General features: G+C 70.7%; 20 protein-coding genes and 1 pseudogene. 14 read left to right on the forward strand and 7 right to left on the reverse strand.

Annotated features, from left to right (window positions below; translation table 11 throughout):
* Positions 1 to 14 precede the first annotated feature (14 nt).
* The gene (locus OG440_RS05980) at positions 15 to 1,862 is read left to right on the forward strand and encodes a LamG-like jellyroll fold domain-containing protein (RefSeq protein WP_406005783.1); all 1,848 of its coding nucleotides are present in this window, start codon (positions 15 to 17) and stop codon (positions 1,860 to 1,862) included.
* 64 nt (positions 1,863 to 1,926) lie between these two features.
* On the forward strand, positions 1,927 to 3,609 hold the full coding sequence (locus tag OG440_RS05985) for a histidinol-phosphatase (RefSeq protein WP_406005784.1): 1,683 nt from the start codon (positions 1,927 to 1,929) through the stop codon (positions 3,607 to 3,609).
* Positions 3,610 to 3,793: 184 nt separating this feature from the next.
* On the opposite strand, the gene OG440_RS05990 is transcribed toward OG440_RS05985, so the two are convergent.
* Genes OG440_RS05990 through OG440_RS06005 form a run of 4 tightly spaced genes read right to left on the reverse strand, consistent with a single transcriptional unit; the run spans position 3,794 to position 7,621 of the window.
* Positions 3,794 to 4,249 (reverse strand): MaoC family dehydratase, encoded by a 456-nt coding sequence (locus tag OG440_RS05990; protein ID WP_406005785.1) that lies wholly within the window; start codon positions 4,247 to 4,249, stop codon positions 3,794 to 3,796.
* Between the two features lie 25 nt (positions 4,250 to 4,274).
* On the reverse strand, positions 4,275 to 5,780 hold the full coding sequence (locus OG440_RS05995; protein WP_406005786.1) for an acyl-CoA synthetase: 1,506 nt from the start codon (positions 5,778 to 5,780) through the stop codon (positions 4,275 to 4,277).
* 12 nt (positions 5,781 to 5,792) lie between these two features.
* Positions 5,793 to 6,668, reverse strand: coding sequence for an amidohydrolase family protein (locus OG440_RS06000; RefSeq protein WP_327187805.1), 876 nt, complete (start codon positions 6,666 to 6,668; stop codon positions 5,793 to 5,795).
* A gap of 35 nt (positions 6,669 to 6,703) precedes the next feature.
* Positions 6,704 to 7,621 carry an SDR family NAD(P)-dependent oxidoreductase gene (locus OG440_RS06005; RefSeq protein ID WP_406005787.1) on the reverse strand — a complete coding sequence of 306 codons (918 nt, stop codon included), beginning with the start codon at positions 7,619 to 7,621 and terminating at the stop codon, positions 6,704 to 6,706.
* A gap of 220 nt (positions 7,622 to 7,841) precedes the next feature.
* On the opposite strand from OG440_RS06005, the gene OG440_RS06010 reads away from it, so the two are divergent.
* The 4 genes from OG440_RS06010 (at position 7,842) to OG440_RS06025 (ending at position 12,312) form a co-directional block, all read left to right on the forward strand.
* Positions 7,842 to 8,267 carry a MarR family winged helix-turn-helix transcriptional regulator gene (locus OG440_RS06010; RefSeq protein ID WP_406011264.1) on the forward strand — a complete coding sequence of 142 codons (426 nt, stop codon included), beginning with the start codon at positions 7,842 to 7,844 and terminating at the stop codon, positions 8,265 to 8,267.
* 19 nt (positions 8,268 to 8,286) lie between these two features.
* Positions 8,287 to 9,066, forward strand: coding sequence for an IclR family transcriptional regulator (locus tag OG440_RS06015; protein ID WP_406005788.1), 780 nt, complete (start codon positions 8,287 to 8,289; stop codon positions 9,064 to 9,066).
* Between the two features lie 424 nt (positions 9,067 to 9,490).
* A complete protein-coding gene (locus tag OG440_RS06020; protein WP_406005789.1) occupies positions 9,491 to 10,750 on the forward strand; it encodes an Ig-like domain-containing protein in 1,260 nt (419 codons plus the stop codon).
* 170 nt (positions 10,751 to 10,920) lie between these two features.
* Positions 10,921 to 12,312, forward strand: coding sequence for a glycoside hydrolase family 16 protein (locus tag OG440_RS06025; RefSeq protein WP_406005790.1), 1,392 nt, complete (start codon positions 10,921 to 10,923; stop codon positions 12,310 to 12,312).
* 100 nt (positions 12,313 to 12,412) lie between these two features.
* Here the strand turns inward: OG440_RS06025 and OG440_RS06030 are convergent, their stop codons facing one another.
* Positions 12,413 to 13,315, reverse strand: coding sequence for a helix-turn-helix domain-containing protein (locus tag OG440_RS06030; RefSeq protein WP_406005791.1), 903 nt, complete (start codon positions 13,313 to 13,315; stop codon positions 12,413 to 12,415).
* Positions 13,316 to 13,483: 168 nt separating this feature from the next.
* On the opposite strand from OG440_RS06030, the gene tkt reads away from it, so the two are divergent.
* From tkt to OG440_RS06070, 8 genes are read left to right on the forward strand one after another with little or no spacing between them, the layout of a single operon-like run.
* A complete protein-coding gene (tkt, locus tag OG440_RS06035) occupies positions 13,484 to 15,577 on the forward strand; it encodes a transketolase (protein WP_406005792.1) in 2,094 nt (697 codons plus the stop codon).
* Positions 15,578 to 15,596: 19 nt separating this feature from the next.
* On the forward strand, positions 15,597 to 16,742 hold the full coding sequence (tal, locus tag OG440_RS06040; protein WP_406005793.1) for a transaldolase: 1,146 nt from the start codon (positions 15,597 to 15,599) through the stop codon (positions 16,740 to 16,742).
* Positions 16,739 to 18,283, forward strand: coding sequence for a glucose-6-phosphate dehydrogenase (gene zwf / locus OG440_RS06045; protein WP_406005794.1), 1,545 nt, complete (start codon positions 16,739 to 16,741; stop codon positions 18,281 to 18,283). Before tal ends, zwf begins: the two co-directional genes overlap by 4 nt.
* On the forward strand, positions 18,280 to 19,215 hold the full coding sequence (gene opcA, locus OG440_RS06050) for a glucose-6-phosphate dehydrogenase assembly protein OpcA (RefSeq protein ID WP_406005795.1): 936 nt from the start codon (positions 18,280 to 18,282) through the stop codon (positions 19,213 to 19,215). The genes zwf and opcA overlap by 4 nt, the downstream gene beginning before the upstream one ends.
* On the forward strand, positions 19,208 to 20,848 hold the full coding sequence (gene pgi, locus OG440_RS06055; RefSeq protein WP_406005796.1) for a glucose-6-phosphate isomerase: 1,641 nt from the start codon (positions 19,208 to 19,210) through the stop codon (positions 20,846 to 20,848). The genes opcA and pgi overlap by 8 nt, the downstream gene beginning before the upstream one ends.
* A gap of 9 nt (positions 20,849 to 20,857) precedes the next feature.
* Positions 20,858 to 21,748, forward strand: coding sequence for a phosphogluconate dehydrogenase (NAD(+)-dependent, decarboxylating) (gene gnd, locus OG440_RS06060; RefSeq protein WP_406005797.1), 891 nt, complete (start codon positions 20,858 to 20,860; stop codon positions 21,746 to 21,748).
* Positions 21,749 to 21,756: 8 nt separating this feature from the next.
* Positions 21,757 to 22,350, forward strand: coding sequence for a histidine phosphatase family protein (locus tag OG440_RS06065; RefSeq protein ID WP_406005798.1), 594 nt, complete (start codon positions 21,757 to 21,759; stop codon positions 22,348 to 22,350).
* Positions 22,351 to 22,392: 42 nt separating this feature from the next.
* A complete protein-coding gene (locus OG440_RS06070; protein ID WP_406005799.1) occupies positions 22,393 to 23,850 on the forward strand; it encodes a membrane-associated oxidoreductase in 1,458 nt (485 codons plus the stop codon).
* 1 nt (position 23,851) lies between these two features.
* On the opposite strand, the pseudogene OG440_RS06075 reads toward OG440_RS06070, so the two are convergent.
* Positions 23,852 to 24,324 (reverse strand): annotated as a pseudogene (locus OG440_RS06075) (VOC family protein); the annotation flags it as partial.
* 109 nt (positions 24,325 to 24,433) lie between these two features.
* Positions 24,434 to 25,048 (reverse strand): TetR/AcrR family transcriptional regulator, encoded by a 615-nt coding sequence (locus OG440_RS06080; protein ID WP_406005800.1) that lies wholly within the window; start codon positions 25,046 to 25,048, stop codon positions 24,434 to 24,436.
* Between the last annotated feature and the right edge of the window lie 52 nt (positions 25,049 to 25,100).

Below are 25,100 nucleotides of genomic sequence, written 5' to 3' on the forward strand. Positions count from 1 at the left end.
CCTACGGAGCACACGTGTGTACTTCGCATGCCCACGAACCGGGCGAGGCCGCGCAGGCCGGTGCCGGAAGACGCGGTTTCCTCCGCGCCACCGCGCTGCTCGGCGCGGCCGCCACGGCGGGACTCGCGCTGCCGGCCACCGCCGAGGCGGCCCCCGCCACGTGGCGCCCGGACCGTGAGAGCCGCCGTTTCACGCTCGCCGTCATGCCCGATACGCAGTACCTCTTCGACGGCCCGAGCATCGACAAGGCACCGGTCGAGGCGTCGTTGCGCTATCTGATCGAGGGCGGTGACGAAGGCGGTGCCGGGAACCTCGTGTTCCTGTCCCACCTCGGCGACCTCACCCAGAACGGGGCGAAGGACGAAGTCACGGCGATCAGCGAGGCGTTCGGGCTGCTCGACCGGCGCGGGGTCGGCTACAGCGTGCTGGCCGGCAATCACGACGTGAAATCGTCGACGACCGACCAGCGGGGCACGACCCCTTACCTGGACGCATTCGGTCCGCAGCGGTTCCGGGGCGGATCCACGTTCGGCGGTGCCTCCCCCGACGGCTACAACACCTTCCACCTGTTCCGGGCGGGCGGCCGGGAGTGGATGGTGCTGGCGCTGGACTGGCGGTTGTCGGAGCAGGGGTACGCCTGGGCCGCCGACGTCCTCGCCCGGCACCCGAGGAACCCGGTCGTCCTGACCACGCACGAGCTGGTCGTCGAGGACGACACCCTGTCGGCGTACGGCACGCAGCTGTGGGACCGGCTGATCGAGGACCACGACCAGATCTTCCTCACCCTCAACGGGCACTACTGGCCCGCCGGTCGGGCGACGCACAGGAACGCGGCCGGACATGAGGTCCATCTGCACCTGACGAACTACCAGAACCGTTATTACGGCGGTGCGGCGATGATCCGTCTCTACCGCTTCGACCTCGACCGGAACGTCATCGACGTGGAGACGGTCTCCCCGTGGATCCTCGGCCGGGCCGCGAAGGGGCTCAACGAGCTGGAGCGGCAGGAGATCGAACTGAGCGGCGACGCCGACCGGTTCACGGTCGACATCGACTTCGCCGAGCGTTTCGCGGGCTTCGACCCGGTGCCCGCGCGTCCCGCCCGTCCCGTGTCGAAGATGCTGGTGCGCGACACGGTCGTTTACTGGCGGTTCGACGGCCACGACGACGGTACGGCGGTCGGCGGCACGGTCCGTGACCTGTCCGGGCGCGGCAACGACCTCACCCTGGTGACGGTGGGCGGCGGCGCCCTGACCTGGTCGTCCGACCACCACCCGGACCAACCCGGCCACGGCTGCCTGGAGTTCCAGGGCTTCAAGTCCCCGCTGAGGGGCGCCTACCTGCGCACGGTCGACGGCGCACCACTCAACTCGGCTGCTTTCAAGGACGGTTACACCATCGAGGCGTTCTACCGTCTCCCCGCCGACTGGGACCCGTCGCACCACGCCTGGTCGGGACTGGTCGGCCGGACCGGGACGGGCGGCGCGGCGGGCAAAACCGGCGACGACCCCGACGAGCCGCTCGCCACCCTCTCCCTGTCCGACGACCGGGAACCGCAGTGGGCCATGCGTCCGCTGAACCAGCAGGGCATCGCCACCAACTGGGGTCAGGAGACCCCGCTGGAGACCTGGTGGCATCTCGCGGTCGTCAACGACGGCCGGCACACGACGCTGTACGTCGAGGGCTGCCCGACGGTGCGCAACCCCAAGGCCGTCTCGGTGGGCGTCACCTCCGTCGGGCTGCCGTGGCTGCTCGGCGGCTACGAGTACGGCGGGAAGATCGATCAGATCCTGCACGGCCGGCTCGGTGACGTCCGGATCGTCTCGCGGGCACTGCCCGTCACCTCCTTCATGAACCACTGACTTCCTTCATGAACCACTGACTGCACCACCGAATGAACCACTGACCTTCTGCACGAGGATCACCGTGACCGAGCAGCAGCTGCCCGCCTGGGCCGATCCGTCCGTCCCGCCCGCCGTTCTCGACGCCCAGGGCGTGTCGAGGCGGGGACTCCTGCGCCGCGCCGGCCTGTTCGGCGCCGCGTTCGCCCTCGGCGGTGCGGCCACCTCCGCCGCGGCCTCCCCCGCCGTCGCCGCCACCGGCGGGGGCCACGGCGGCGAGGACCCGCGCCTCGCCTACCTGGTGGGCGACCACCACGTCCACTCCGTCTACAGCCACGACGCGAAGTACACGTTCTCCCAGCAGGCGCGGGCCGCCGCCCGGTACGGCCTCGACTGGATGGTGTTCAACGAGCACTCCAACTTCGGGCACGCCTCCTACGGCGCCGCGCTGGAGCACAAGGAGATCCTCAGGGCCCGCGCCGCGAACCCGCGCCAGCTGATCTTCCAGGGCCTGGAGTGGTACATCCCGGCCGCCGAGCACTGCACGGTGTTCGCCGCCCCCGGCCCGCACGAGACCGACCTGCTCACACGGTTCGAGCTCGCCTACGACGGCAAGCTGCTGGGCTACACCGAGGGCGCCGCCGGCGCGGCCGACACCGCCCGCAACGAGGCGCACGCCGTCAAGGCCGTCAGATGGCTGGCCGAGCAGCGCCGGACCGGCTATGTCGACGACGTCCTCGTGTTCGCCAACCATCCGCTGCGCCTCGGCATCGACTCCCCGCACGAGATGCGCAACTGGCGCGACGCGGCGCCCGAGATCGTGGTCGGCATGGAGGGCGCGCCGGGTGCCCAGGGCGCGGCGATCCCCGGCCGGCGCGGCAGCACGTCCATCCGCGGCGAGTACGAGAACAAGCCGTCCGCCCAGTCCTGGGCGGGCTACCCGGCGGACGCCTACCTCACCTACGGCGGCTTCGACTGGGCCACCGCGACCGTGGGCGGCCTGTGGGACTCGATGCTGGCCGAGGGCCGGCTGTTCTCGGTCACCACCAACTCCGACAACCACCGGACCGTCTTCGACACCTGGAAGAACGGCGACTGGCCCGCCGGCCAGAACTTCGACAACACCGGCAGACTGCCCGACCCGGTGAACACCGACACCGCGCAGCCCGGCAGCGACTTCTGGCCGGGGCAGTTCAGCCGCACCCACGTCGGTGTGACCCGCTACGGCTACCGCGCGGTGATGACCGGTCTGCGCGAGGGCCGGATCTGGCTGGACCACGGGCATCTGCTCGACGGTCTGGAGGTCCGGCTGCGGCGGGAGCACGACCACGGGCGGGGCGTCACGCTCGGCGGCCGGCTCCGGGTCCGCAAGGGTGAGAAGCTCACCCTCGAGATCACCGTCACCAGCGCCTCCCGCCCCAACCCGCAAGGGATTCTGCCGCGGTTGGCCCACGTGGACGTGATCCGGGGCGCGGTGCGCGGTGCGGTGTCCGACCGCGACACCTGGCGGGCTCCCGACACGAAGGTCGTCCGCTCGACGGACGTGAGCGGACGCAAGGGGACCTACACGCTGCGCGTCCCGGTCGCGGTGGGCGACGAGTCCTGCTACCTCCGGCTGCGCGGCAGCGACGGCAACCGGAACGGAACCGGTTACCTGGGCGCTTCCGTGGACCCGCACGGCCCGATTCCGCACGAGCCGGGCGACGGTGACCCGTGGGCCGACACCTGGTTCTACTCCAACCCGATCTTCGTGGACGTCGTCGGCTGAAGGCTCTCGCAGTTGCGCGGGGGAACCGCGCGACCGGCCACAGCCGGCCCACGGTTCCCCATGCGTCCGTACGCACGAGGTCCACACGCAGGACGCCGTCACCCACGACGGCGTCTCGCATGACGTCATCACGCATGACGTCAGCCCCTGCGAAGTCAGCCGTTACGACGCCACGGAGGTCCTCTCACGCATAGAAGCGCGACAGGCTCTGCAGCACCGCCGCGGGCTTCGTGCCCCCCTCGATCTCGACCGCCCCGTCGACGGTGATCTGCACCCCGCCGGGCACCTCCTCGACCTCGGTCAGCTTGGCCACCAGGCGGATCCGCGAGCCGACCTTGACCGGCGAGGGGAACCGCACCTTGTTCAGCCCGTAGTTGACCTTCGTCGTGACGCCCTGGACGTCCAGCAGCTCGGTGAAGAGCGGGATGAACAGGGAGAGGGTCAGGTACCCATGGGCGATCGGCGCTCCGAAGGGCCCGGTGGCCGCCCGCTCGGGATCCACATGGATCCACTGGTGGTCGCCGGTCGCGTCGGCGAAGGTGTCGACGCGCTCCTGGGTGACCTCGATCCACTCGCTGGTGCCCAGGTCGCTCCCGGCCAGCTTCTTCAGCTCGTCGAGACCGTTCACGGTGATGCTCATATGCCGTTCCTCACAGGAGAGTTGTTCAGGAGTCGGTGCCGAACCGGGAGCGCACCCGGGACTTCAGGAGCTTTCCGGAGGCGGTGCGCGGGAGTTCGTCCGCCACCACCACCGATTTGGGGACCTTGTACTTGGCGAGCCGCCCGGACAGGGAGGCCAGCACCTCGTCCGGGTCGAGCGAAGCGCCGTCGCGGGGCACGACGACCGCGCGCGGTACCTCGCCCCACTTGTCGTCGGACACGCCGATGACCGCGCACTCCACGATGTCGGGGTGGGCGAGCAGCAGGTCCTCGATCTCGGCGGGGTAGATGTTCTCCCCACCGGAGATGATCATGTCCTTGATGCGGTCGACGATGTGTACGTAACCGTCTTCGTCGATCCGGGCCGCGTCCCCGCTGCGGAACCAGCCGTCGGCGAAGCAGGCGGCCGTCTCCTCGGGCAGCCCCCAGTAGCCGGGCATGACGTGCGGCCCGCGGACGACGACCTCGCCGGTCTCGCCGACCTCGACGGGGGTGAGGTCGGGTCGCAGCACGCGTACGTCGCTGAAGAAGTGCGGGACGCCGGCCGAGCCCGCCTTGCTGACGGAGTGCTCGGCGTCCAGGAACAGCGTGCCGGGGGACGCCTCGGTCATCCCGTAGCCCTGGAGGAAGGTGAGGCCGCGTGCCTGGTAGGCGGCGATCAGCGGCGTCGGTACCGGGGAGCCGCCGCAGGTCAGGATCCGCAGGCTGGACAGGTCCGCGTCCGCCCAGCGCGGGTGCCGGGCGACCTGCTCGAACATCGTCGGCACCCCGAACATGAAGGTGATCCGGTGCTGTTCGATCAGGCCGAAGGTGGCCGCCGGGTCGAAGGCCTCGACCAGGACGCAGCAGCCGCCCTTGAGGAGCACCGGCAGGGTCAGCATGTTGAGGCCGGCCGTGTGGAACAACGGCGCGGAGACCAGAGCGCGTTCGTCGGCGATCAGATCGGTGTCGACGAGGACGTTGACCGCGTTCCAGGTGAGGTTGCCGTGCGTGAGCATGGCGCCCTTGGGGCGGCCGGTCGTGCCCGAGGTGTACATGATGATGCAGGTGTCGTCGGGGGTGACCGGCGTGTCGATCGGTTCGTCGGAGGCGGCGGCGAGCTCCTCCTCGTACTCCGCGCCGACCTCCAGATAGGTCCGGACGTCCGTGTTCCCGGGCAGTCCGGCGACCAGGCCCGCGTGCGAGGGCCCGTAGAGGAGGGCCTTGGCGCCGGAGTCGGCGAGCTGGTAGGCGATCTCGGGGCCGGCGAGGCGGGTGTTCAGGGGGACGAACACCGCGCCGAGGGTCCCGGCGGCGAACAGGGTCTCCAGGTAGGAGGGGTGGTTCGGGCCGAGGTAGGCGATGCGGTCGCCACGCCGCACGCCCCGGGCGCGCAGGGCGTGGGCCAGTCGCGTGGTGCGTGTATACAGTGTGCGATAGTCCGTCGACTGCTCACCGTGGACCAGCGCGGTGCGGTGCGGGGTCTTTCTGGCCCGGCGAGCGGGCCACGACCCCAGTCCCTCGTTGCGCATCTTCCACGCCCCTTACGGTGTGGTCAGCCCGAGCAGACGGGCGGCGTTCTCCTTGAGGATCTTCGGCTTCACCTCGTCCTTGATCGTCAGCTTGTCGAAGTCGGCGAGCCAGCGGTCGGGGGTGAGGACGGGGAAGTCGGAGCCGAAGAGGACCTTGTCCTTCAGCAGCGTGTTCGCGTACTGCACGAGCTGCGGCGGGAAGTACTTGGGCGACCAGCCGGACAGATCGATGTGCACGCCCGGCTTGTGCGTGGCGACGGCGAGGGCCTCGTCCTGCCAGGGAAACGACGGATGCGCCAGGATGATCTTGAGGTGCGGGAAGTCGGCCGCCACGTCGTCCACGTGCAGCGGGTTGGAGTACTTGAGCCTGATCCCGCCGCCGCCCGGGACTCCGGCGCCGATGCCCGTCTGACCGGTGTGGAACAGGGCGATGGTCCCCGTCTCCTCGATCACCTCGTACAGGTCGTACGCCACCGAGCGGTCGTTGGGGAAGAAGCCCTGGATGCTGGGGTGGAACTTGAAGCCCTTCACCCCGTACTCCTCGACCAGGCGCCGGGCCTGCTTCACCCCCGCCCTCCCCCGGAAGGGGTCGATGGAGGCGAACGGGATGAGGACGTCGGCGTTGGCCGCGGCGGCCTCGGCGACCTCCTCGTTGGGGACCGGTGCCGTACCGGTCGCGGACTCGGCGTCCACCGTGAAGATCACGGCCGCCATCTTCCGCTCACGGTAGTAGCGGGCCGTCTCCTCCAGGGTGGGCTTCCGCTTGCCCTCGACCTTGAAGTAGGCGGACGAGGCGTCGTGCAGGTCGTCGTCCAGCGAGGAGTGGCCCTTGGACGACACCTCGGCGTGGGTGTGGACGTCGATCGCGACCAGTTCGTCGACGTTCATGGCGGGGGTCGCGGCGGGGGTCGCGGAGGGGCTCATCACGCCTCCGGGAACTTGGGGGCCGGGATGCCGACCGTCTGGAGCTCGGCGCCGACCGACGTGGGGAAGGCGTCGGCCAGGGTCTCGGGCGTCCAGCCGCCGTCGGCGTAGGCCGCGCGGATCTCCTGCGGATGCGACCAGAGTGCCACCTTGTCGCCGCCGATGCCGATGGCCTGGCCGGTGATGCCCCGGGCGGCCTCGGAGGCCAGGAAGGGCACCAGCGCCGCGCAGTCCTCGGGGGTGCCGAAGCCCTCGCCCTTGCGCAGGAAGTCCGGGAACGGCTCGCCGTTCTTCAAGGCCTCGACGTAGGGGGCGAAGGCGGGGATGGTCTCGGTCATCGCGGTCGCGGCGACCGGGACGATCGCGTTGACGGTGATGCCCGCGCGGCCCAGCTCCATGGACCAGGTGCGGGCGAAGGCGGCGATGCCCGCCTTGGCGGCCGCGTAGTTCGTCTGACCGAAGTTGCCCCGCTGGCCGGCCGGGGAACCGACGAGGATCAGCGTGCCGCCCTCGCCCTGCTCGCGCATCCGTACGGCCGCGGCGCGGGCGCAGGTGAAGGTGCCCTTCAGGTGAGTGGCGATCACCGCGTCGAAGTCGTCGTCGGTCATCTTCCACAGCACCTTGTCGCGCAGGATGCCCGCGTTGGTGACCAGGACGTCGAGCCGGCCGAACTCCTCCACGGCACGGTTCACCAGCCTCTCGGCGGCCTCCGTCGTACCGACCGGGACCACCTCGGCGACCGCCCTGCCGCCGGCCTCGACGAGGGACTTCACGGCCTGCTCGGCCACGGCCTCGTCGACGTCGTTGACGACCACGGACGCGCCGCGGGTGGCCAGGGCATGGGCGTAGGCGAGGCCGAGGCCCCGGCCGCTGCCGGTGACGACGGCGACCTTGCCGGTCAGATCGATGCTGGGCACGACGGTGTCCCTTCACATGGGGTGCGCGGGGTGCTGACTACGAGATCGAAGCTAAGAGCAATAATTGTCGTCGTCAATAGTTGTTGTCATCCTATGGGTGCGTCATGCTGGAATCCGTACGTCGAACCACCCCCGGAAGGGGACCGAGCCCAGGGAGTCCGCCATCGCCCGCCAGGACAACGCAAGCAACCCCGCCCCGATCGACGCGGACGAGCCGTGGATGCGAGGGCTGCACGCGGACACGGGTTACCTGCTGTACCGCCTGGGACTGCGCTCGGGTCAGTTGTTCAACACGTTCCTCCAGGAGTCGGGAGTGCGGCTGCGCCACTACGCGGTGCTGCGCTTCCTCGCCACCTCCGAGGGCGTCCTCCAACGGGAGCTGAGCGCACGGCTGGGCTATGACCCCAGCGCGATCGTCGGCCTGGTCGACGATCTGGAGAAGCTGGGCTTCGCCGAGCGCCGTCCGGCACCGGACGACCGCCGCAGCCGGATCGTCGCCCTCACGCAGGACGGCCGCGCGTTCCTGCGCGGCACCGACGAGGCGGGCCTGCGCGTGACGAACGAACTGCTGAACCCCCTGAACCCGGCGGAACGCGAGACGCTGCACCTGCTGCTGCGGCGGATCGCCGAGGACGGACTCGGCTGATGCCGTGAGGAGACCCCCGATGGACGAGGACGTCCTCGCCGTGACCGCCCGCTCCGCGCCCGGCCGGCTGCTGGCCGTGCTCGCCGCGTTCGACCACGCGCACCCCGCGCTGTCCCTGACCGACATCAGCCGCCGCGCGGGCCTCGCCCTCACCACCGCGCACCGGCTGGTGAGCGCCCTGACCGAGTGGGGCGCCCTGGAGCGGGACCCGGCCGGCGTGTACCACGTGGGGCTGCGCCTGTGGGAGCTCGCGGCGCTGGCGCCGCGCGGCCTGGCGCTGCGGCAGGTGGCACTGCCGTTCCTGGAGGATCTGTACGAAGCCACCCACGAGAACGTGCAGTTGGCGGTGCGGGACGGGTCCGAGGTCGTCTACACCGAGTGGCTGTCGGGTCGTTCGGCGGTCGGTGTGCACATCCGGGTGGGCGCCCGCTGGCCGCTGCACGTCACCGGCGTGGGGCTCGCACTGTTGGCGCACAGCGACTCCGCGCTCCAAGAGACGTACTGCGCAGGGCGGTTGGCGTCCTACACCGCCCACACCATCACCGATCCGGCGCGGTTGCGCCGGGTACTGGCCGAAGTCCGGCGCACCGGCGTCGCGGTGAGCAGCCGTCAGGTCACCGAGGACGCCCTGTCGGTGGCCGCCCCCGTACGCGGACCGGGCGGCGCCGTGACGGCCGCCGTCTCGGTCGTCGTCCCGCACGCCGACGCGCAGGTACCGGTACTGGCACCGGCCGTACGCCTCGCGGCACGCGGGATCTCACGGGCCCTGGGCTGGCAGCCGGAGGGCCGGCCCGGGTGAGTTCCGGGCATCCTGCGGCCGCCGGCCCGCGAGGCCGAGCGGGACAGCGTGCCGGGCGCTCCGGAGCGCGGGAAGCGGGCGCGGGTACGGCGGCGCGGGAGCGGAGTGGGGAACGGGAGCGGACATGCGCCGGGCGGCGATCCGCGCACCGGAAACCATCCGCCACGACTACCGGCTCTCGCAGCCTCTCCCTCCGCCCGCCCGCCACCGGCCCTGCCGGACGGGCCCGGGGGGCGGAGTCCGGAAGCGGCGTCCGTGGGCGGCGCCCGGACGCGGCGTCCGGGGGCCGTGACCTCGGCGGGCGGCAGCGCCCTCAGGCCGTCCTCACAGGAATCTCAGGTGACGACCCGGGGATTCAAAGGATCGCCCCATGTAGGAGGCGCAGGATGCACGCGCAAAGGTGGACAACTCAGGAAGGCGTGCCGTGGGCGTCTCGCACATATCGAACCGGTCCGAACAGCGTCCGGAAGGCTGGTCCCGGCGCGGGATCCTGGGCGTGCTCGGGGCCGCCCCGGCCGTCGCGCTGACCGGGTGCGGTTCCGGGTCGGCGGACGCCTCGGAGAACACGGCGGCCGGGACCGGGTCATCGGGTTCCGCGTCGACGAAGGCCTCGCCGGCCGCCAGGCAGCCGGTGGTCTCGGTCACCCCCGCCGACGGCACCACGAAGGCGGCCTTCACCAGCCCCGTCGAGGTCACCGTGACCGACGGCACGCTCTCCTCCGTGAAGGTGACCGGCAACGACGGCTCCACGCTCGCCGGCTCCCTCGACGCCGCCGGCACCACGTGGAAGTCCACGGCGAACCCGTACTCCGGGACGAAGTACACGGTCACCGCCCAGGTGGAGGGCGCCGGCGCGCGGACGGCCACCTTCACCACGAAGTCCCCGGGCGAGACCTTCGTCGGCTACTTCACCCCCGAGGCGAACTCCACCTCCGGCGTGGGCATGCCGGTCTCGATCAACTTCTCGCACGCCGTGTCCGACAAAACCGCGGTGGAGAAGGCGATCACCGTCACCGCCGAGCCGGCCGTGGAGATCGTCGGGCACTGGTTCAGCGACACCCGGCTGGACTTCCGGCCGAAGACGTACTGGGCGTCCGGGACGACCATCACCCTCGGTCTGCGCTTGAAGGACGTCGAGGGAACGAATGGTGTATACGGTATGCAGTCGAAGGACGTCACGTTCCACATCGGCCGGTCGCAGATCAGCACCGTGGACCTGTCCAGCAAGAAGATGGTGGTCGAGCGGGACGGCGCGACCCTGGCCACCTACCCCGTCTCCGGCGGCGACTCCGACCACACGACCTGGTCCGGGATCATGGTGATCAGCGAGCGGTTCAAGCAGACCCGGATGGAGTCCTCCACGGTCGGCCTCGGTGACGAGTACGACATCTCCGACGTGCCGCACGCCCAGCGCCTGACCACCTCCGGCACCTTCATCCACGGCAACTACTGGGCCTCGGCCTCGATGTTCGGCAGCCAGAACACCAGTCACGGCTGTGTCGGCCTGCACGACGCCAAGGGCGCGAACGACAGTTCCGTCGCGGGCTACGAGTTCTACGCGAGCTCCATGCTCGGCGACGTGGTCGTCGTCGAGAACTCGGGCGAGAAGACCGTCGACGCGGCCAACGGCCTCAACGGCTGGAATCTCTCCTGGGCGGACTGGACGGCGGGCAGCGCGCTTTAACACGTTTGCGTGGTTCAAGCCGTGAACTTCCCTGCCACGAAAGGACTTTCCTTGCTTTAAGTCTTGACGGCCTCCGGGACGGAGAGCACATTGGGCCCACTTTGAGAGCGCTCTCAAGCACTCTCGAAGGCACCCGCGCCCATCACTTCGTACCCGAGAGGCCCACCCCCATGAGTGCAACCTCCGGCATACCCAGACGGCGACGCGCACTCGTCGCCGTGCTCAGCACCCTCGGCCTCGCGGCCGCCGCCGCGGCGGCCGTCACCCTGCCCGCGAACGCCTCCGCGCCGACACCCCCGACCGGCTGGACGCAGGTCTTCCTCGACGACTTCACCGGTGCCGCGGGCACCGGGGTGAACACCTCGAACTGGCAGTACAGCACCGGCACTTCGTACCCGGGCGGGCCCGCCAACTGGGGCACCGGCGAGGTCGAGACGATGACGAACAGCACCGGCAACGTCTCACTCGACGGCGCCGGCAACCTGCGCATCACCCCGCTGCGCGACTCCGCGGGCCGCTGGACCTCGGGCCGCATCGAGACCACGCGCACCGACTTCCAGCCCCCGTCCGGCGGCAAGCTGCGGGTGGAGGCCCGCATCCAGATGCCGAACGTGACCGGCACCGCCGCCGAGGGCTACTGGCCCGCGTTCTGGGCGCTCGGCTCGCCCTACCGCGGCAACTACCAGAACTGGCCGGGCGTCGGCGAGCTGGACATCATGGAGAACGTCCAGGGCCTGAACAAGGTCTGGTCCACGATGCACTGCGGCACCAACCCTGGCGGCCCGTGCAACGAGACCACCGGCATCGGCAACTCCGTCGCGTGTCCCAACACCACCTGCCAGTCCGGCTTCCACACCTACAGCATGGAGTGGGACCGCTCGGTGAGCCCCGAGGCCATCCGGTTCTACGTCGACGGCGTCAACTACCACACCGTCACGGCCAGTCAGGTCGACGCGACGACCTGGACCAACGCGACGAACCACGGCTACTTCGTGATCCTCAACGTCGCGATGGGCGGCGGTTTCCCGGACGCCTTCGGCGGCGGTCTGGACGGCGACACCCAGCCGGGTCACCCGATGGTGGTCGACTACGTGCAGGTGCTCCAGGCCGCGGGCGGCGGTGGCACCACGACTCCCCCGCCGACCGGCAGCCGGGACGCCTACGGCACGATCCAGGCAGAGTCGTACGACAGCCAGTCCGGCACGGTGAGCGAGACCACCACCGACACGGGCGGCGGCCAGGACATCGGCTCCCTCGCCAACGGCGATTACGCGGTGTACAAGGGCGTCACCTTCGGGTCCTCGGCGGCGAAGCAGTTCAGCGCACGGGTCGCCAGCGGCGCGGCCGGTGGGGTCAGCGGGCTGGTCGAGGTGCGCCTGGACAGCCGTACCGCCACCCCCGTGGGCAGCTTCGCGGTGGCCAACACCGGTGGCTGGCAGTCGTGGCGGACGGTCCCGGCGAACATCAGCTCCGTGACCGGCACCCACGACGTCTATCTGACCTTCACCAGCGGTCAGCCGGCGGACTTCGTGAACGTCAACTGGTTCACCTTCGGCCACTGACCGACGACCGCGCGGCGCCGGACGGCCGGCCTTCACCCACAGGGCGGCTCCCGGCGCCGCCCAGGCACGACAGTCCCGTTCGGGAATCACCCCGGTCGCCTCAGCGCAGCTCCGCACGAAAGGCCACCGGGGTGTTTCCCGTGTGCAGTTGGAAGAACTTGGAGAAGTTCGCCGGGTCGGGGAAGCCCACCGCCGCACCGACCCGGCCGATCGGCAGTTCCGTGTGCGCCAGGAGCCGCTTCGCCTCCAGGACGACCCGCTTGTCGATGAAGCCCTTGGGTGTCTCGCCGGTGGCGGCGCGGACCGCGCGCACGAGGGTACGGCGGGAGTAACCGAGGGCGTCGGCGTAGGCGCTGACGCTGTGGTTGGTGGCGAAGTCCCGTTCCACGGCGTCCCGGAAGAGGGTGAACGTGGTGTCGGCCCGGCCGCGCGCCGCCTCCGCGCTGCTCGCCGCGAGATGCGCCAGCCGCAGCAGGAACGCGGTGAGGGCGTGTTGCAGCACCGCCGTGTGCAGGCTGAGGGGCAGCGTGCCGCCGGGCCCTCCGTCGTCGTACTCCCCCCGCAGATACGTCAGTGCCGCGCGCAGGCCCGCGAGCTGGGGCTCGTCCGGGCGCAGCAGCGGCGGCAGGTCGTAGCGGTAGAGCCCCGTGGACTCGACGGTGGCGCGGGGCAGAAAACCGGGCTGCATGGTCAGGACCGTTCCGCGGTACCCGCTCGACTTCGAGAAGCGGTGGACCTGGCCCGGGCGGATCCACAGCACGTCGCCCGCCCTCGCCTCGTGCTCGGCGAAGTCGATCATGTGGCGGACGGGCCCGTCGTCGAAGAGCATCACCACGTGGAAGTCGATGCGATGCACACGGTCAAGCGGTGCGTCGGTGTGCCAGGTGCGGCCGGTGCCCATGGGGCCCACCTGCATGCCGACGCCGCCGACGCTGAGTTCGACGGGAAAGGGAAAGGTGCTGATGCCCTCACCGGCGCCGTCTTGGGTACTTGTGTCCACCATGTCCTTCTCGTACCGCCCAGTTGCCGCTCTGTGGCGCTCATGTGTCGCCGACGGGTGTCCCACTTTCACCACAGGCTGACACAGGGAGACCTTCCTTCGTAAAAGTCAGACTTTTAGGTTTGAACACAACAGAGCAGCCGAACCGCTCCTATCGAGGATTTCTTGAAGATGAGCACGCAGACACCGAACACCTTCGAGTGGACCGAACTGGACCGGCGTGCCGTCGACACCGCACGCCTGTTGGCGGCCGATGCCGTGCAGCAGGTCGGCAACGGCCACCCCGGAACGGCCATGAGCCTGGCCCCCGTCGCGTACACGATCTTTCAGAAGGTGATGCGACACGACCCGGCGGACCCGGAGTGGACGGGCCGCGACCGCTTCGTGCTGTCCCCCGGACACACCTCGCTGACCCTCTACACCCAGCTCTTCCTCTCCGGATACGAGCTGGAGCTGGCGGACCTCAAGCGCTTCCGTACGCACGACTCGAAGACGCCCGGCCATCCCGAGTACGGGCACACCGCCGGTGTCGAGACCACCACGGGACCGCTCGGCCAGGGCGTCGCCAACGCCGTCGGCATGGCGATGGCCGCCCGCTACGAGCGCGGCCTGTTCGACCCGGACGCCCCGCGGGGCGAGTCGCCGTTCGACCACACCATCTGGGGCATCGTCTCCGATGGCGACCTGGAGGAGGGCGTCTCCGCCGAGGCCTCCTCCCTCGCCGGCCACCAGAAGCTCGGCAACCTGGTCTTCGTCTACGACGACAACCACATCTCCATCGAGGGTGACACCGCCACCGCCTTCTCCGAGGACGTGCTCAAGCGGTACGAGGCCTACGGCTGGCACACGCAGCGCGTCGAGCCCACCGAGGACGGCGACGTCGACGTCCCCGCCCTGTACGCCGCCCTGACGGCGGCACAGGCCGAGACCGGGCGCCCCTCGATCATCTCGCTGCGCACGATCATCGCCTGGCCCGCTCCGAACGCCCGGAACACCGAGGCCGCCCACGGCTCGGCCCTCGGCGCCGAGGAGATCGCCGCCACCAAGCGCCTGCTCGGCTTCGACCCGGAGCAGAGCTTCGAGGTCTCCGACGAGGTCCTCGCGCACACCCGTGCCGCCCTGGACCGGGGCGCCGAGGCGCACGCGGCCTGGGACAAGCAGCTGGAGAAGTGGCGCGGCGCCGACCCCGCGCGCGCCCAGTTGTTCGACCGGGTCGTCGCAGGTCAGTTGCCCGAGGGCTGGGAGGACGCGCTGCCGGTGTTCGAGCCCGGCAAGCCGGTCGCCACCCGCGCCGCCTCCGGCAAGGTGCTCCAGTCGCTCGGGGCGGTCCTGCCCGAGCTGTGGGGCGGCTCCGCCGACCTGGCCGGTTCCAACAACACCACCATCGACAAGGCCTCCTCCTTCCTCCCCGAGGGCAACCCGCTGCCCGAGGCGAGCCCGTACGGCCGCACGGTGCACTTCGGCATCCGCGAGTTCTCGATGGCCGCGGAGATGAACGGCATCGCGCTGCACGGCAACACCCGCATCTACGGCGGCACCTTCCTGGTGTTCTCCGACTACATGCGCAACGCCGTCCGGATGTCGGCGCTGATGCAGCTGCCGGTGACGTACGTGTGGACGCACGACTCCGTCGGTCTCGGCGAGGACGGCCCCACCCACCAGCCGGTCGAGCACCTGGCCTCGCTGCGCGCCATCCCGGGCCTGAACGTCGTCCGCCCGGCCGACGCCAACGAGACGGCCATCGCCTGGGCCGAGATCCTGAAGCGGCACGCCACCCGGCCGGCCCCGCACGGTCTGGCCCTCACCCGTCAGGGAGTGCCGACGTACGCGCCGAACCCGGACGCGGCGAAGGGCGGTTACGTCCTGCTGGAGTCCACGACCGCGACCCCCGAGGTCGTCCTCGTCGCGACCGGCTCCGAGGTGCAGTTGGCCGTCGCCGCGCGCGAGACGCTGGAGGCCGAGGGAATCGGTGTCCGGGTGGTGTCTATGCCGTCCGTGGAGTGGTTCGAGGAGCAGCCGCGGGAGTACCGCGACCGTGTCCTGCCGCCGTCGGTGAAGGCCCGCGTCGCGGTCGAGGCGGGCATCGGCCTGACCTGGCACCGGTTCGTGGGGGACGCCGGACGCATCGTCTCCCTCGAGCACTTCGGCGCCTCCGCCGACGCGTCGACCCTGTTCGCCGAGTACGGCTTCACCGCCGAGAACGTCGCCGCCGTGGCCAGGGCGGTCCTGCACGCACAGGATGACTCCGCAGCCGCGCGTGGTTGATCCGACCGCCAGAAAGAAGATGATCGAAGTGACCGAAGCAACCGCCACCGCGGGAGCACTGGACCGCCTGTCGAACGAGGGCGTCTCCATCTGGCTGGACGACCTGTCGCGCAAGCGGATCGCCTCCGGCAACCTCGCCGAACTCGTCGCGACGAAAAACGTCGTCGGCGTCACCACCAACCCGTCCATCTTCCAGGCCGCGATCGGTTCCGGCGAAGGCTACGAGGACCAGCTCGCCGACCTGGCGGTGCGGGGTGTGACGGTCGACGAGGCCGTACGGATGATGACGACGGCCGATGTGCGGGCCGCGGCCGATATCCTGCATACCGTATACACGGCTACGGACGGTCGCGACGGCCGGGTCTCCATCGAGGTCGACCCCCGTCTGGCCCATCACACCGCCGCCACCGTCGCCGAGGCCAAGCAGCTCGCCTGGCTCGTCGACCGCCCCAACGTCATGATCAAGATCCCGGCCACCCGGGCCGGCCTCCCGGCGATCACCGAGGTCGTCGGCCTGGGCATCAGCGTCAACGTCACGCTGATCTTCTCGCTGGAGCGCTACCGCGAGGTCGTCGACGCGTATCTGGCGGGCCTGGAGAAGGCCGCCGCCAAGGGCCTGGACCTCTCCACGATCCACTCGGTGGCCTCCTTCTTCGTCTCCCGGGTCGACTCCGAGATCGACAAGCGGCTGACCGCGCTCGGCACCGACGAGGCCCTCGGACTGAAGGGAAGGGCGGCGCTCGCCAACGCGCGGCTGGCGTACGAGGCCTGCGAGAAGGCCTTCGCCGGCGACCGCTGGAACGCGCTCGCCGGGGCGGGGGCCAACAGGCAGCGTCCGCTGTGGGCATCCACCGGGGTGAAGGATCCTGCGTACAAGGACACGCTGTACGTGGACGATCTGGTCGCCCCGGGCACGGTCAACACCATGCCCGAGGCCACGCTGGACGCCACCGCCGACCACGGTGACATCACCGGTGACACGGTCACCGGCGGCTACGCCCGGGCGCGTGCCGACCTCGCCGCCGTCGAGGCCCTCGGCATCTCCTACGACGAGGTCGTCACCCGGTTGGAGGACGAGGGCGTCGCCAAGTTCGCGGTGGCGTGGCAGGACCTTCTGGACGCGGTCACGAAGTCGCTGATGAGCAAGGGAGTTGACGCGGAATGAGTACCAGCAGTGTGGGCGCGGCCTGGGAGAACCCCCTGCGGGACCCACGCGACCGGCGCCTGCCCCGTATCGCCGGCCCGTCCGGCCTCGTCATCTTCGGCGTGACCGGCGACCTGTCCCGCAAGAAGCTGATGCCGGCGGTCTACGACCTCGCCAACCGCGGTCTGCTCCCGCCGGGCTTCTCGCTCGTCGGTTTCGCCCGCCGCGACTGGGAGGACCAGGACTTCGCGCAGGTCGTCCACGACGCCGTGCGCGAGCACTCGCGGACGCCGTTCCGCGAGGAGGTCTGGCAGCAGCTCGCCGAGGGCATGCGGTTCGTCCCCGGCGACTTCGACGACGACACGGCGTTCAAGCAGCTGCGCGACGCCGTCGAGGAGCTGGACTCCTCCCGCGGCACCGGCGGCAACTTCGCCTTCTATCTCTCCGTACCGCCGAAGTTCTTCCCCAAGGTGGTCGAGCAGCTCAAGAAGCACCGGCTGGCGAAGGGGCCGGAGGGGTCCTGGCGGCGCGCCGTCATCGAGAAGCCCTTCGGGCACGACCTGGCCAGCGCGCAGGAGCTGAACGCCGTCGTGCACGACGTGTTCGAGCCGGACCAGGTGTTCCGCATCGACCACTACCTGGGCAAGGAGACCGTCCAGAACATCCTGGCGCTGCGCTTCGCCAACACCATGTTCGAGCCGATCTGGAACCGGTCGTACGTGGACCACGTGCAGATCACCATGGCCGAGGACATCGGCATCGGCGGCCGGGCCGGCTACTACGACGGCATCGGAGCCGCCCGTGACGTCATCCAGAACCACCTGCTCCAGCTCATGGCCCTCACCGCCATGGAGGAGCCGGCCGCCTTCGACGCCGACGCGCTGCTCACCGAGAAGCTCAAGGTGCTCAGGGCGGTGAAGGTGCCCGAGGAGCTGGGCAAGCACACCGTGCGGGGGCAGTACGCGGCCGCCTGGCAGGGCGGCGCGAGGGTGAGCGGCTATCTGGAGGAGGACGGCATCGACCCGGCCTCCACGACGGACACCTACGCCGCCGTGAAGCTGAACGTCGACAACCGCCGCTGGGCGGGCGTGCCGTTCTACCTGCGCACCGGCAAGCGCCTCGGCCGCCGGGTCACCGAGATCGCGGTCGTCTTCCAGCGCGCGCCGCACTCCCCCTTCGACTCCACGGCCACCGAGGAGCTCGGCCAGAACGCGATCGTCATCCGCGTCCAGCCGGACGAGGGCATCACGGTGCGGTTCGGCTCCAAGGTGCCGGGCACTTCGATGGAGATCCGGGACGTCACCATGGACTTCGCCTACGGCGAGTCCTTCACGGAGTCCAGCCCGGAGGCGTACGAGCGCCTCATCCTGGACGTGCTGCTCGGCGACGCCAACCTGTTCCCCCGCCACCAGGAAGTGGAAGAGTCCTGGAAGATCCTCGACCCGATCGAGGAGTACTGGGCACGGCACGGCAAGCCGGCGCAGTACGCCTCGGGCAGCTGGGGACCCGAGGAAGCCGACGAGATGCTCGCACGAGACGGACGGAGCTGGCGCAGGCCATGAAGATCGACCTGACCGACACCACGGCAAGCAAGATCAACAAAGCGTTGGTGCGGGGCCGCCGCGCCATCGGCACACCGGCCGTGGGCATGGTCCTGACGATGGTCATCGTCACGGACGAGGAGAACGCCTACGACTCGATCAAGGCGGCCGAGGAGGCCTCGCACGAGCACCCCTCGCGCACCCTGGTCGTCATCAAGCGGCACGCCCGCAGCCCGCGCGACCGCACCACCGCCCGCCTCGACGCCGAGGTCCGGGTGGGCGCCGACGCGGGCACCGGCGAGACGGTCATCCTGCGCACCTACGGGGAGGTGTCCGACCACGCCGACTCCGTCGTCCTGCCGCTGCTGCTGCCGGACGCCCCGGTCGTCGTGTGGTGGCCGGTGGACGCGCCGGTCAACCCGGCCAAGGACCCGCTGGGCGCCCTCGCGCAGCGCAGGATCACCGACATGTACGCCGTCGAGCGGCCGCTGACGGCCCTGGCGGCGCGCGTGAAGTCGTACGCGCCCGGCGACACCGACCTGGCCTGGACCCGGCTCACCCCGTGGCGCTCGATGCTCGCGGCGGCCCTCGACCAAGCCCAGGTGCCGATCACCTCGGCCGCCGTCGAGAGCGAGGCCGACAACCCCAGCGCCGAACTGCTCGCGCGCTGGCTGGAGGCCCGGCTCGACGTGACGGTCGACCGGGTCGTCACCGCGGGACCGGTCGTCACGGCCGTCCGCCTCGGCACCGCGAGCGGCGAGATCGTCATCGACCGCCCCGAGGGCCCGCTCGCCACCCTGACCCTGCCCGGCCAGCCCTCGCGCACCCTCGCGCTGAAGGTCCGCGCCACCTCCGAACTCATCGCCGAGGAGCTCAGGCGCCTCGACGCGGACGAGATGTACGCCGTCGCCCTGCGGGGCGAGGGCACCAAGGAGACCCCTTCCCATGTCTGACACCCCCCGGCTCGACCAGCGGCCCGAGTGGGCCGCGCTGACGGACCACCGCGCCCACTGGCAGCCCCACCTGCGGGACCTGTTCGCGGCGGACCCGGAGCGCGCGGAGCGGTACGTGGTGCGCGTCGGCGATCTGCGCATCGACTACTCCAAGAACCTGGTCACCGACGAGACCCTCGCCCTGCTGCGCGAACTCGCCGCCGCCACCGATGTGTCCGGGCTGCGCGACGCCATGTTCCGCGGCGACCGGATCAACATCACCGAGGACCGCGCGGTCCTGCACACCGCCCTGCGCGCCCCGGCGGACGCCGTCGTCGAGGTGGACGGGGAGAACGTCGTCCCCCGGGTCCACGCCGTGCTGGGCCGGATGAGCGGCTTCGCCGAGCGGGTGCGCTCCGGTGAGTGGACCGGCCACACGGGCCGCCGTATCCGCAATGTCGTCAACATCGGCATCGGCGGCTCCGACCTGGGCCCCGCGATGGCGTACGAGGCACTGCGGGCCTTCACGGACCGCTCGCTGACCTTCCGGTTCGTCTCCAACGTCGACGGCGCCGATCTCCACGAAGCGCTCCACGGCCTGGACCCCGCCGAGACGCTGTTCATCGTCGCGTCCAAGACCTTCACCACGATCGAGACGATCACCAACGCCACCTCGGCCCGTTCCTGGCTGCTGGCGGGGCTGGACGGCGAGGAGAAGGCCGTCGCCCAGCACTTCGTCGCCCTGTCCACGAACGCCGAGAAGGTCTCCGGCTTCGGCATCGACACGGCCAACATGTTCGAGTTCTGGGACTGGGTGGGCGGCCGCTACTCCTTCGACTCGGCCATCGGCCTGTCACTGATGCTCGCCATCGGCCCGGAGCGGTTCCGGGAGCTGCTCGACGGGTTCAGGATCGTCGACGACCATTTCCGCACCGCGCCCGCCGAAGCCAACGCCCCGCTGATCCTCGGCCTGTTGGGCGTCTGGTACGGGAACTTCTTCGACGCGCAGTCGCACGCCGTACTCCCCTACAGCCACTACCTCTCGAAGTTCACCGCCTACCTCCAGCAGCTCGACATGGAGTCCAACGGCAAGTCGGTGGACCGCGAGGGCCGGCCCGTGCGGTGGCAGACCGGGCCGGTGGTGTGGGGCACCCCGGGCACCAACGGACAGCACGCCTACTACCAGTTGATCCACCAGGGCACGAAGCTGATCCCGGCCGACCTGATCGGCTTCGCCCGTCCGGTCGACGAACTGAGCGGCGAACTCAAGGCGCAGCACGACCTGTTGATGGCCAACCTGTTCGCGCAGGGACAGGCGCTCGCCTTCGGCAAGACCGCCGACGAGGTCCGGGCGGAGGGTGTGCCCGAGGAACAGGTCGCGCACCGCACCTTCCAGGGCAACCACCCCACCACCACGATCCTCAGCCCCGAGCTGACCCCGTCGGTGCTGGGTCAGCTCATCGCCCTCTACGAGCACAAGGTGTTCGTGCAGGGCGCGATCTGGGACATCGACTCCTTCGACCAGTGGGGCGTGGAGCTCGGCAAGGTGCTCGCCAAGCGCGTCGAACCCGCTCTCACCGAGGGTGCCGAGGTGCCCGGACTCGATCCCTCCACCGCCGCTCTCGTCGCCGCCTACCGCGAACTCAGGAAGTAGTGAACTGACATGACTTCGACCCAGCTTGGCCTGATCGGTCTCGGCAAGATGGGCGGCAACATGCGCGAGCGCATCCGCCGCGCCGGCCACACCGTCATCGGCTACGACCGCAACCCCGAGGTCTCCGACGTCAGCGACCTCGCCGAACTCGTCGACAAGCTGCAAGCGCCGCGCATCGTCTGGGTGATGGTGCCGGCCGGCGCGGCCACCCAGTCCGTCGTCGACGAGCTCGGCGGCCTGCTCCAGTCCGGCGACACCGTCGTCGACGGCGGCAACTCCCGCTGGACGGACGACGAGAAGCACGCCGAGGAGCTCGGCGCCAAGGGCATCGGCTTCGTCGACGCAGGGGTGTCCGGCGGTGTCTGGGGCCTGCAGAACGGCTACGCCCTGATGGTCGGCGGCGAAGCCGAGCATGTCGCCAAGGTGCAGCCGATCTTCGACGCGCTCAAGCCGGAGGGCCCGTACGGCTACGTCCACGCGGGCAAGGTGGGCGCCGGGCACTTCTCGAAGATGGTCCACAACGGCATCGAGTACGCCATGATGCAGGCGTACGCCGAGGGCTGGGAGCTGCTCGAGAAGGTGGACTCCGTGGAGAACGTGCGCGAGGTCTTCCGGTCCTGGCAGGAGGGGACCGTCATCCGGTCCTGGCTGCTCGACCTGGCCGTCAACGCCCTCGACGAGGACGTGCACCTCGACAAGCTGCGCGGCTACGCGGAGGACTCGGGCGAGGGCCGCTGGACGGTCGAGGCCGCCATCGACAACGCCGTGCCGCTGCCCGCCATCACGGCGTCCCTCTTCGCGCGGTTCGCCTCCCGCCAGGAGGACTCGCCGCAGATGAAGATGATCGCGGCGCTGCGCAACCAGTTCGGCGGCCACGCCGTCGAGTCGGCGAAGAAGTAGGTCCGGCCGTGGGGGATCTACTGCTGGTCCGCCACGGGGAGACGGAGTGGAGCGTGTCGGGACAGCACACCAGTTTCACCGACCTGCCCCTCACCGGGCACGGTGAGGAACAGGCCAAGTCGCTCGCTCCGCTCCTCTCCGGCCGGCCCGTCTCGCTCGCCCTGACCAGCCCGCTGCACCGCGCGACCCGCACCGCCGAACTCGCCGGCCTCACCGGCGCCCGGTCCGAACCCGACCTGCACGAATGGGACTACGGGGGCTACGAGGGCGTCACCACCGACGAGATACACCGCACCCGTCCCACCTGGGACCTGTGGACCGACGGCGTGCCGCCCGGACCGGACGGTCACCCCGGCGAGTCGCCCGAGGAGATCGGCCGGCGCGCCGACCGGGTGCTGGCCCGGGTGCAAACGGCGCTCGCACGCGACGACGGCGACGTCGTGCTCGTCGCCCACTCGCATTTCCTGCGGGTGCTGACGGCCCGTCGGCTCGGACTGCCGCCCGTCGAGGGGCGGTTGTTCCAGCTGGCGACCGCCACGCTGAGCCGTCTGTCGACGGAGCACGGGCGGCCCGTGATCGCCGAATGGAACGTACGGGCATAGCCGGTTGACACCGCTCGGCAAGGCCCGCCAGAGTCGCGGCTGATGGAGATCAACGATCTGACACCGGCCGAACAGCGACTCTGGCGGGCCTTCGCCACGGGGACGGCCGTGGACTTCCGTGAGGCCCCCGACGAGGCCGCGTCGCCCGACTGGGGTCCCGAACGGACCGTGCGGGCCGTCGTGTTGCGCGCGCTCCTCCTCAACGGCCCCCGCGAACCCGGCGAGATAGCCGCCCTCAAGGTCGCCGGCGCACGCGTCACCGGCCTCCTCGACCTGCGGCACGCGGTCGTCGACAGCATGTTCCGCCTGAATCACTGCCGGTTCGACGAGGCACCGCGCCTGGTCGGCGCCCAGCTCACCTACGTCAGCCTGCGCGACTCCGAACTGCCCGGTCTGGACGCGTCGCACATCCGTATCGACGGCGGGCTACGGCTGACCCGCTGCCGCATCGGCGGCCCGGTACACCTCAGCCGGGCGCAGATCTCCGGCGCGTTGTACCTCGACGGGGCGGTGGTCACCGCGGCGGACCGCACGGAGCCCGTCCTCCAGCTCAACCAGCTCTCCCTCGACAACGACCTCTGCGCCCGCGGACTGCGCACCCAGGGCATGATCCGGCTCGACGGCGCCTCCGTCACCGGCTCCATCGACCTGGAGGACGCCGAACTGGACAACCCCGGCGCCCAAGTGCTCAGCGCGGAGGCCCTCGACGTCGGCGCCAACCTGCTGGGCCGCCGGATGCGCGCCCGGGGCCGGATCGATCTGCGCGGCTCCCGCATCCCGGGACGGGTGGATCTGCTGCGCACCTCCCTGTCCAACCCGGGCGGCACCGCGCTGCGGGCCAGCAGCTGCGTCATAGGGGAGATCTGGCTGCGCGAGGGCGCCCCGATCGAGGGCCGGCTCAATCTGCGGCGGGCCGAGGTGGGCCAGCTCCAGCTGGCACCCGAGATGCTGCCCGACCAGGTGCGGCTGCTGGATCTCACCTACACCTTCCTCACCCCGCACGAGCCCGCCGAGCGGCGGCTGCCGATGCTGGAGCGCGACGACGGCGCGTTCGACCCCCACGCCTACGAGCAGTTGACGGCCGCCTACCGCCGCATCGGCGACGACGGGGCGGCCCGGGTCGTGCAGTTGGCCGAGCAGCGCCGGCATCGCGGCACCCTGCCCTGGTACGGCCGGGTGTGGGGCCACCTCCAGGACGCGGCCGTCGGCTACGGGTTCCGCCCGCTGCGCGCGGCCGTCTGGCTGCTCTCCCTGCTGGCCGCCGGCTCCCTCGCGTACGCCGGGCACCACCCGCCCCCGCTCAAGGCGGGCGAGGCCCCCGGGTTCAACCCGGTGTTCTACACCCTCGACCTGCTGCTGCCCGTGATCTCTTTCGGCCAGGAGAGCGCGTTCGCTCCGGCCGGCTGGTACCAGACGCTCTCGTACGTCCTCATCGTGACCGGCTGGATCCTCGCGACGACGGTCGTCGCCGGTGTGACCAGGACGGTCAGCCGGCAGTAGGTCAGCGCACGGCGCGCTGGGCGGCCAGCCGCACCGGGGCGTTGGGGGCGCCGTACCCCTGGTAGCCGCCGTCGCGCTGGACGAGCTCGAGGAAGACCCGCCGACGGTCTGCGTGTAGCAGTGCCGGAAGACGCCCTGCGCGTCCCGGTCGTAGAGGATGCCGAGGTCGCGGTAGGTCTCCAGCTCGCCGTCGGCGAACGCGAAGCGGGCCGCGAGGTCGTCGTAGTAGTTCGCCGGGATCGGCAGCAGGCGACCGCCGGCCTCGGCGAACCGGCGGGCCGCGGTGACCACGTCGTGGGTGGCCAGCGCGATGTGCCGGGCGTGCGCGGTGTCGTCGCCGGGTGCCGCGCCGACGGTGAGCGGAAGGCGGACGCTGCCGTCGGCGTTGGTGACGGCGCGGCTGCGCAGCAGGCCGTAGGGGTCGGCAACATCGACGCTCTCCTGGGCGTCGAGGCCGAGGACTCCCAGCCGGAAACGGTTACCGCCTGACGTTTCCACGACTCCCGAGCCCGCGGACCCGGGCCCCCGGACGCCCTTCGGCGCCGGGGGCCCGGTCATGCCTGCGCAGGGGGCTGGGCGACGCTCACGGCCGGGAAACGCCCTGCTCGACGGCCGCGTCCAGCAAAGGAGCCAGCTCCGTCGCGACGGTCGTCAGCGCCCGTACGTCCTGTTCCGCTCGGGCGATCAGGATCGCCCCCTCCAGGGCGCTGATCATGAGGGTGGCGAGTGAACCGGCCCGGGCCGCCGGTACGCCCATGCCGGACAGAGCCCCGGCGACCGGACCGGTCCAGGTGGCGAACGCGGCCGCCGCGGCCGCCCGGGTGGCGTCGCCGGAGGCCGCGCAGTCGACGGTCGCGGCGGCGACGGGGCAGCCGGCGGCGAAGCCGGACGCCGTGTACTCGTCCGTCCACTGGCGCACCATCGCGGCGAAGAGCCCGGCGGGGGTGGGCTCACCGGTCTTCGCGAGCTCATCGAGGAAACGGGTGACGCGCTTGCCGGCGTAGCGGCCGGCCCAGCCCACGGCCTCGTCCACGAGCTGCTGCTTGCCGCCGGGGAAGTAGTGCTGGAGCGAGCCCCGGGGCGCCCCCGCGTGGACGGCGACCTCCCGCATGCCGGTCGCGCCGACTCCGTCGCGGCGGATGAGCTGGGCGGCGCTGAAGACCATCCGCTCACGGGGTCCGCGTTCGGGCAACGGCATGGTCTTCCTCCTCCTGGCTGTGACACCACCCGGATTCTATGACAACGGTCAT

The organism is Streptomyces sp. NBC_00637 (assembly GCF_045161545.1).
In the GTDB taxonomy this organism is placed as follows: domain Bacteria; phylum Actinomycetota; class Actinomycetes; order Streptomycetales; family Streptomycetaceae; genus Streptomyces.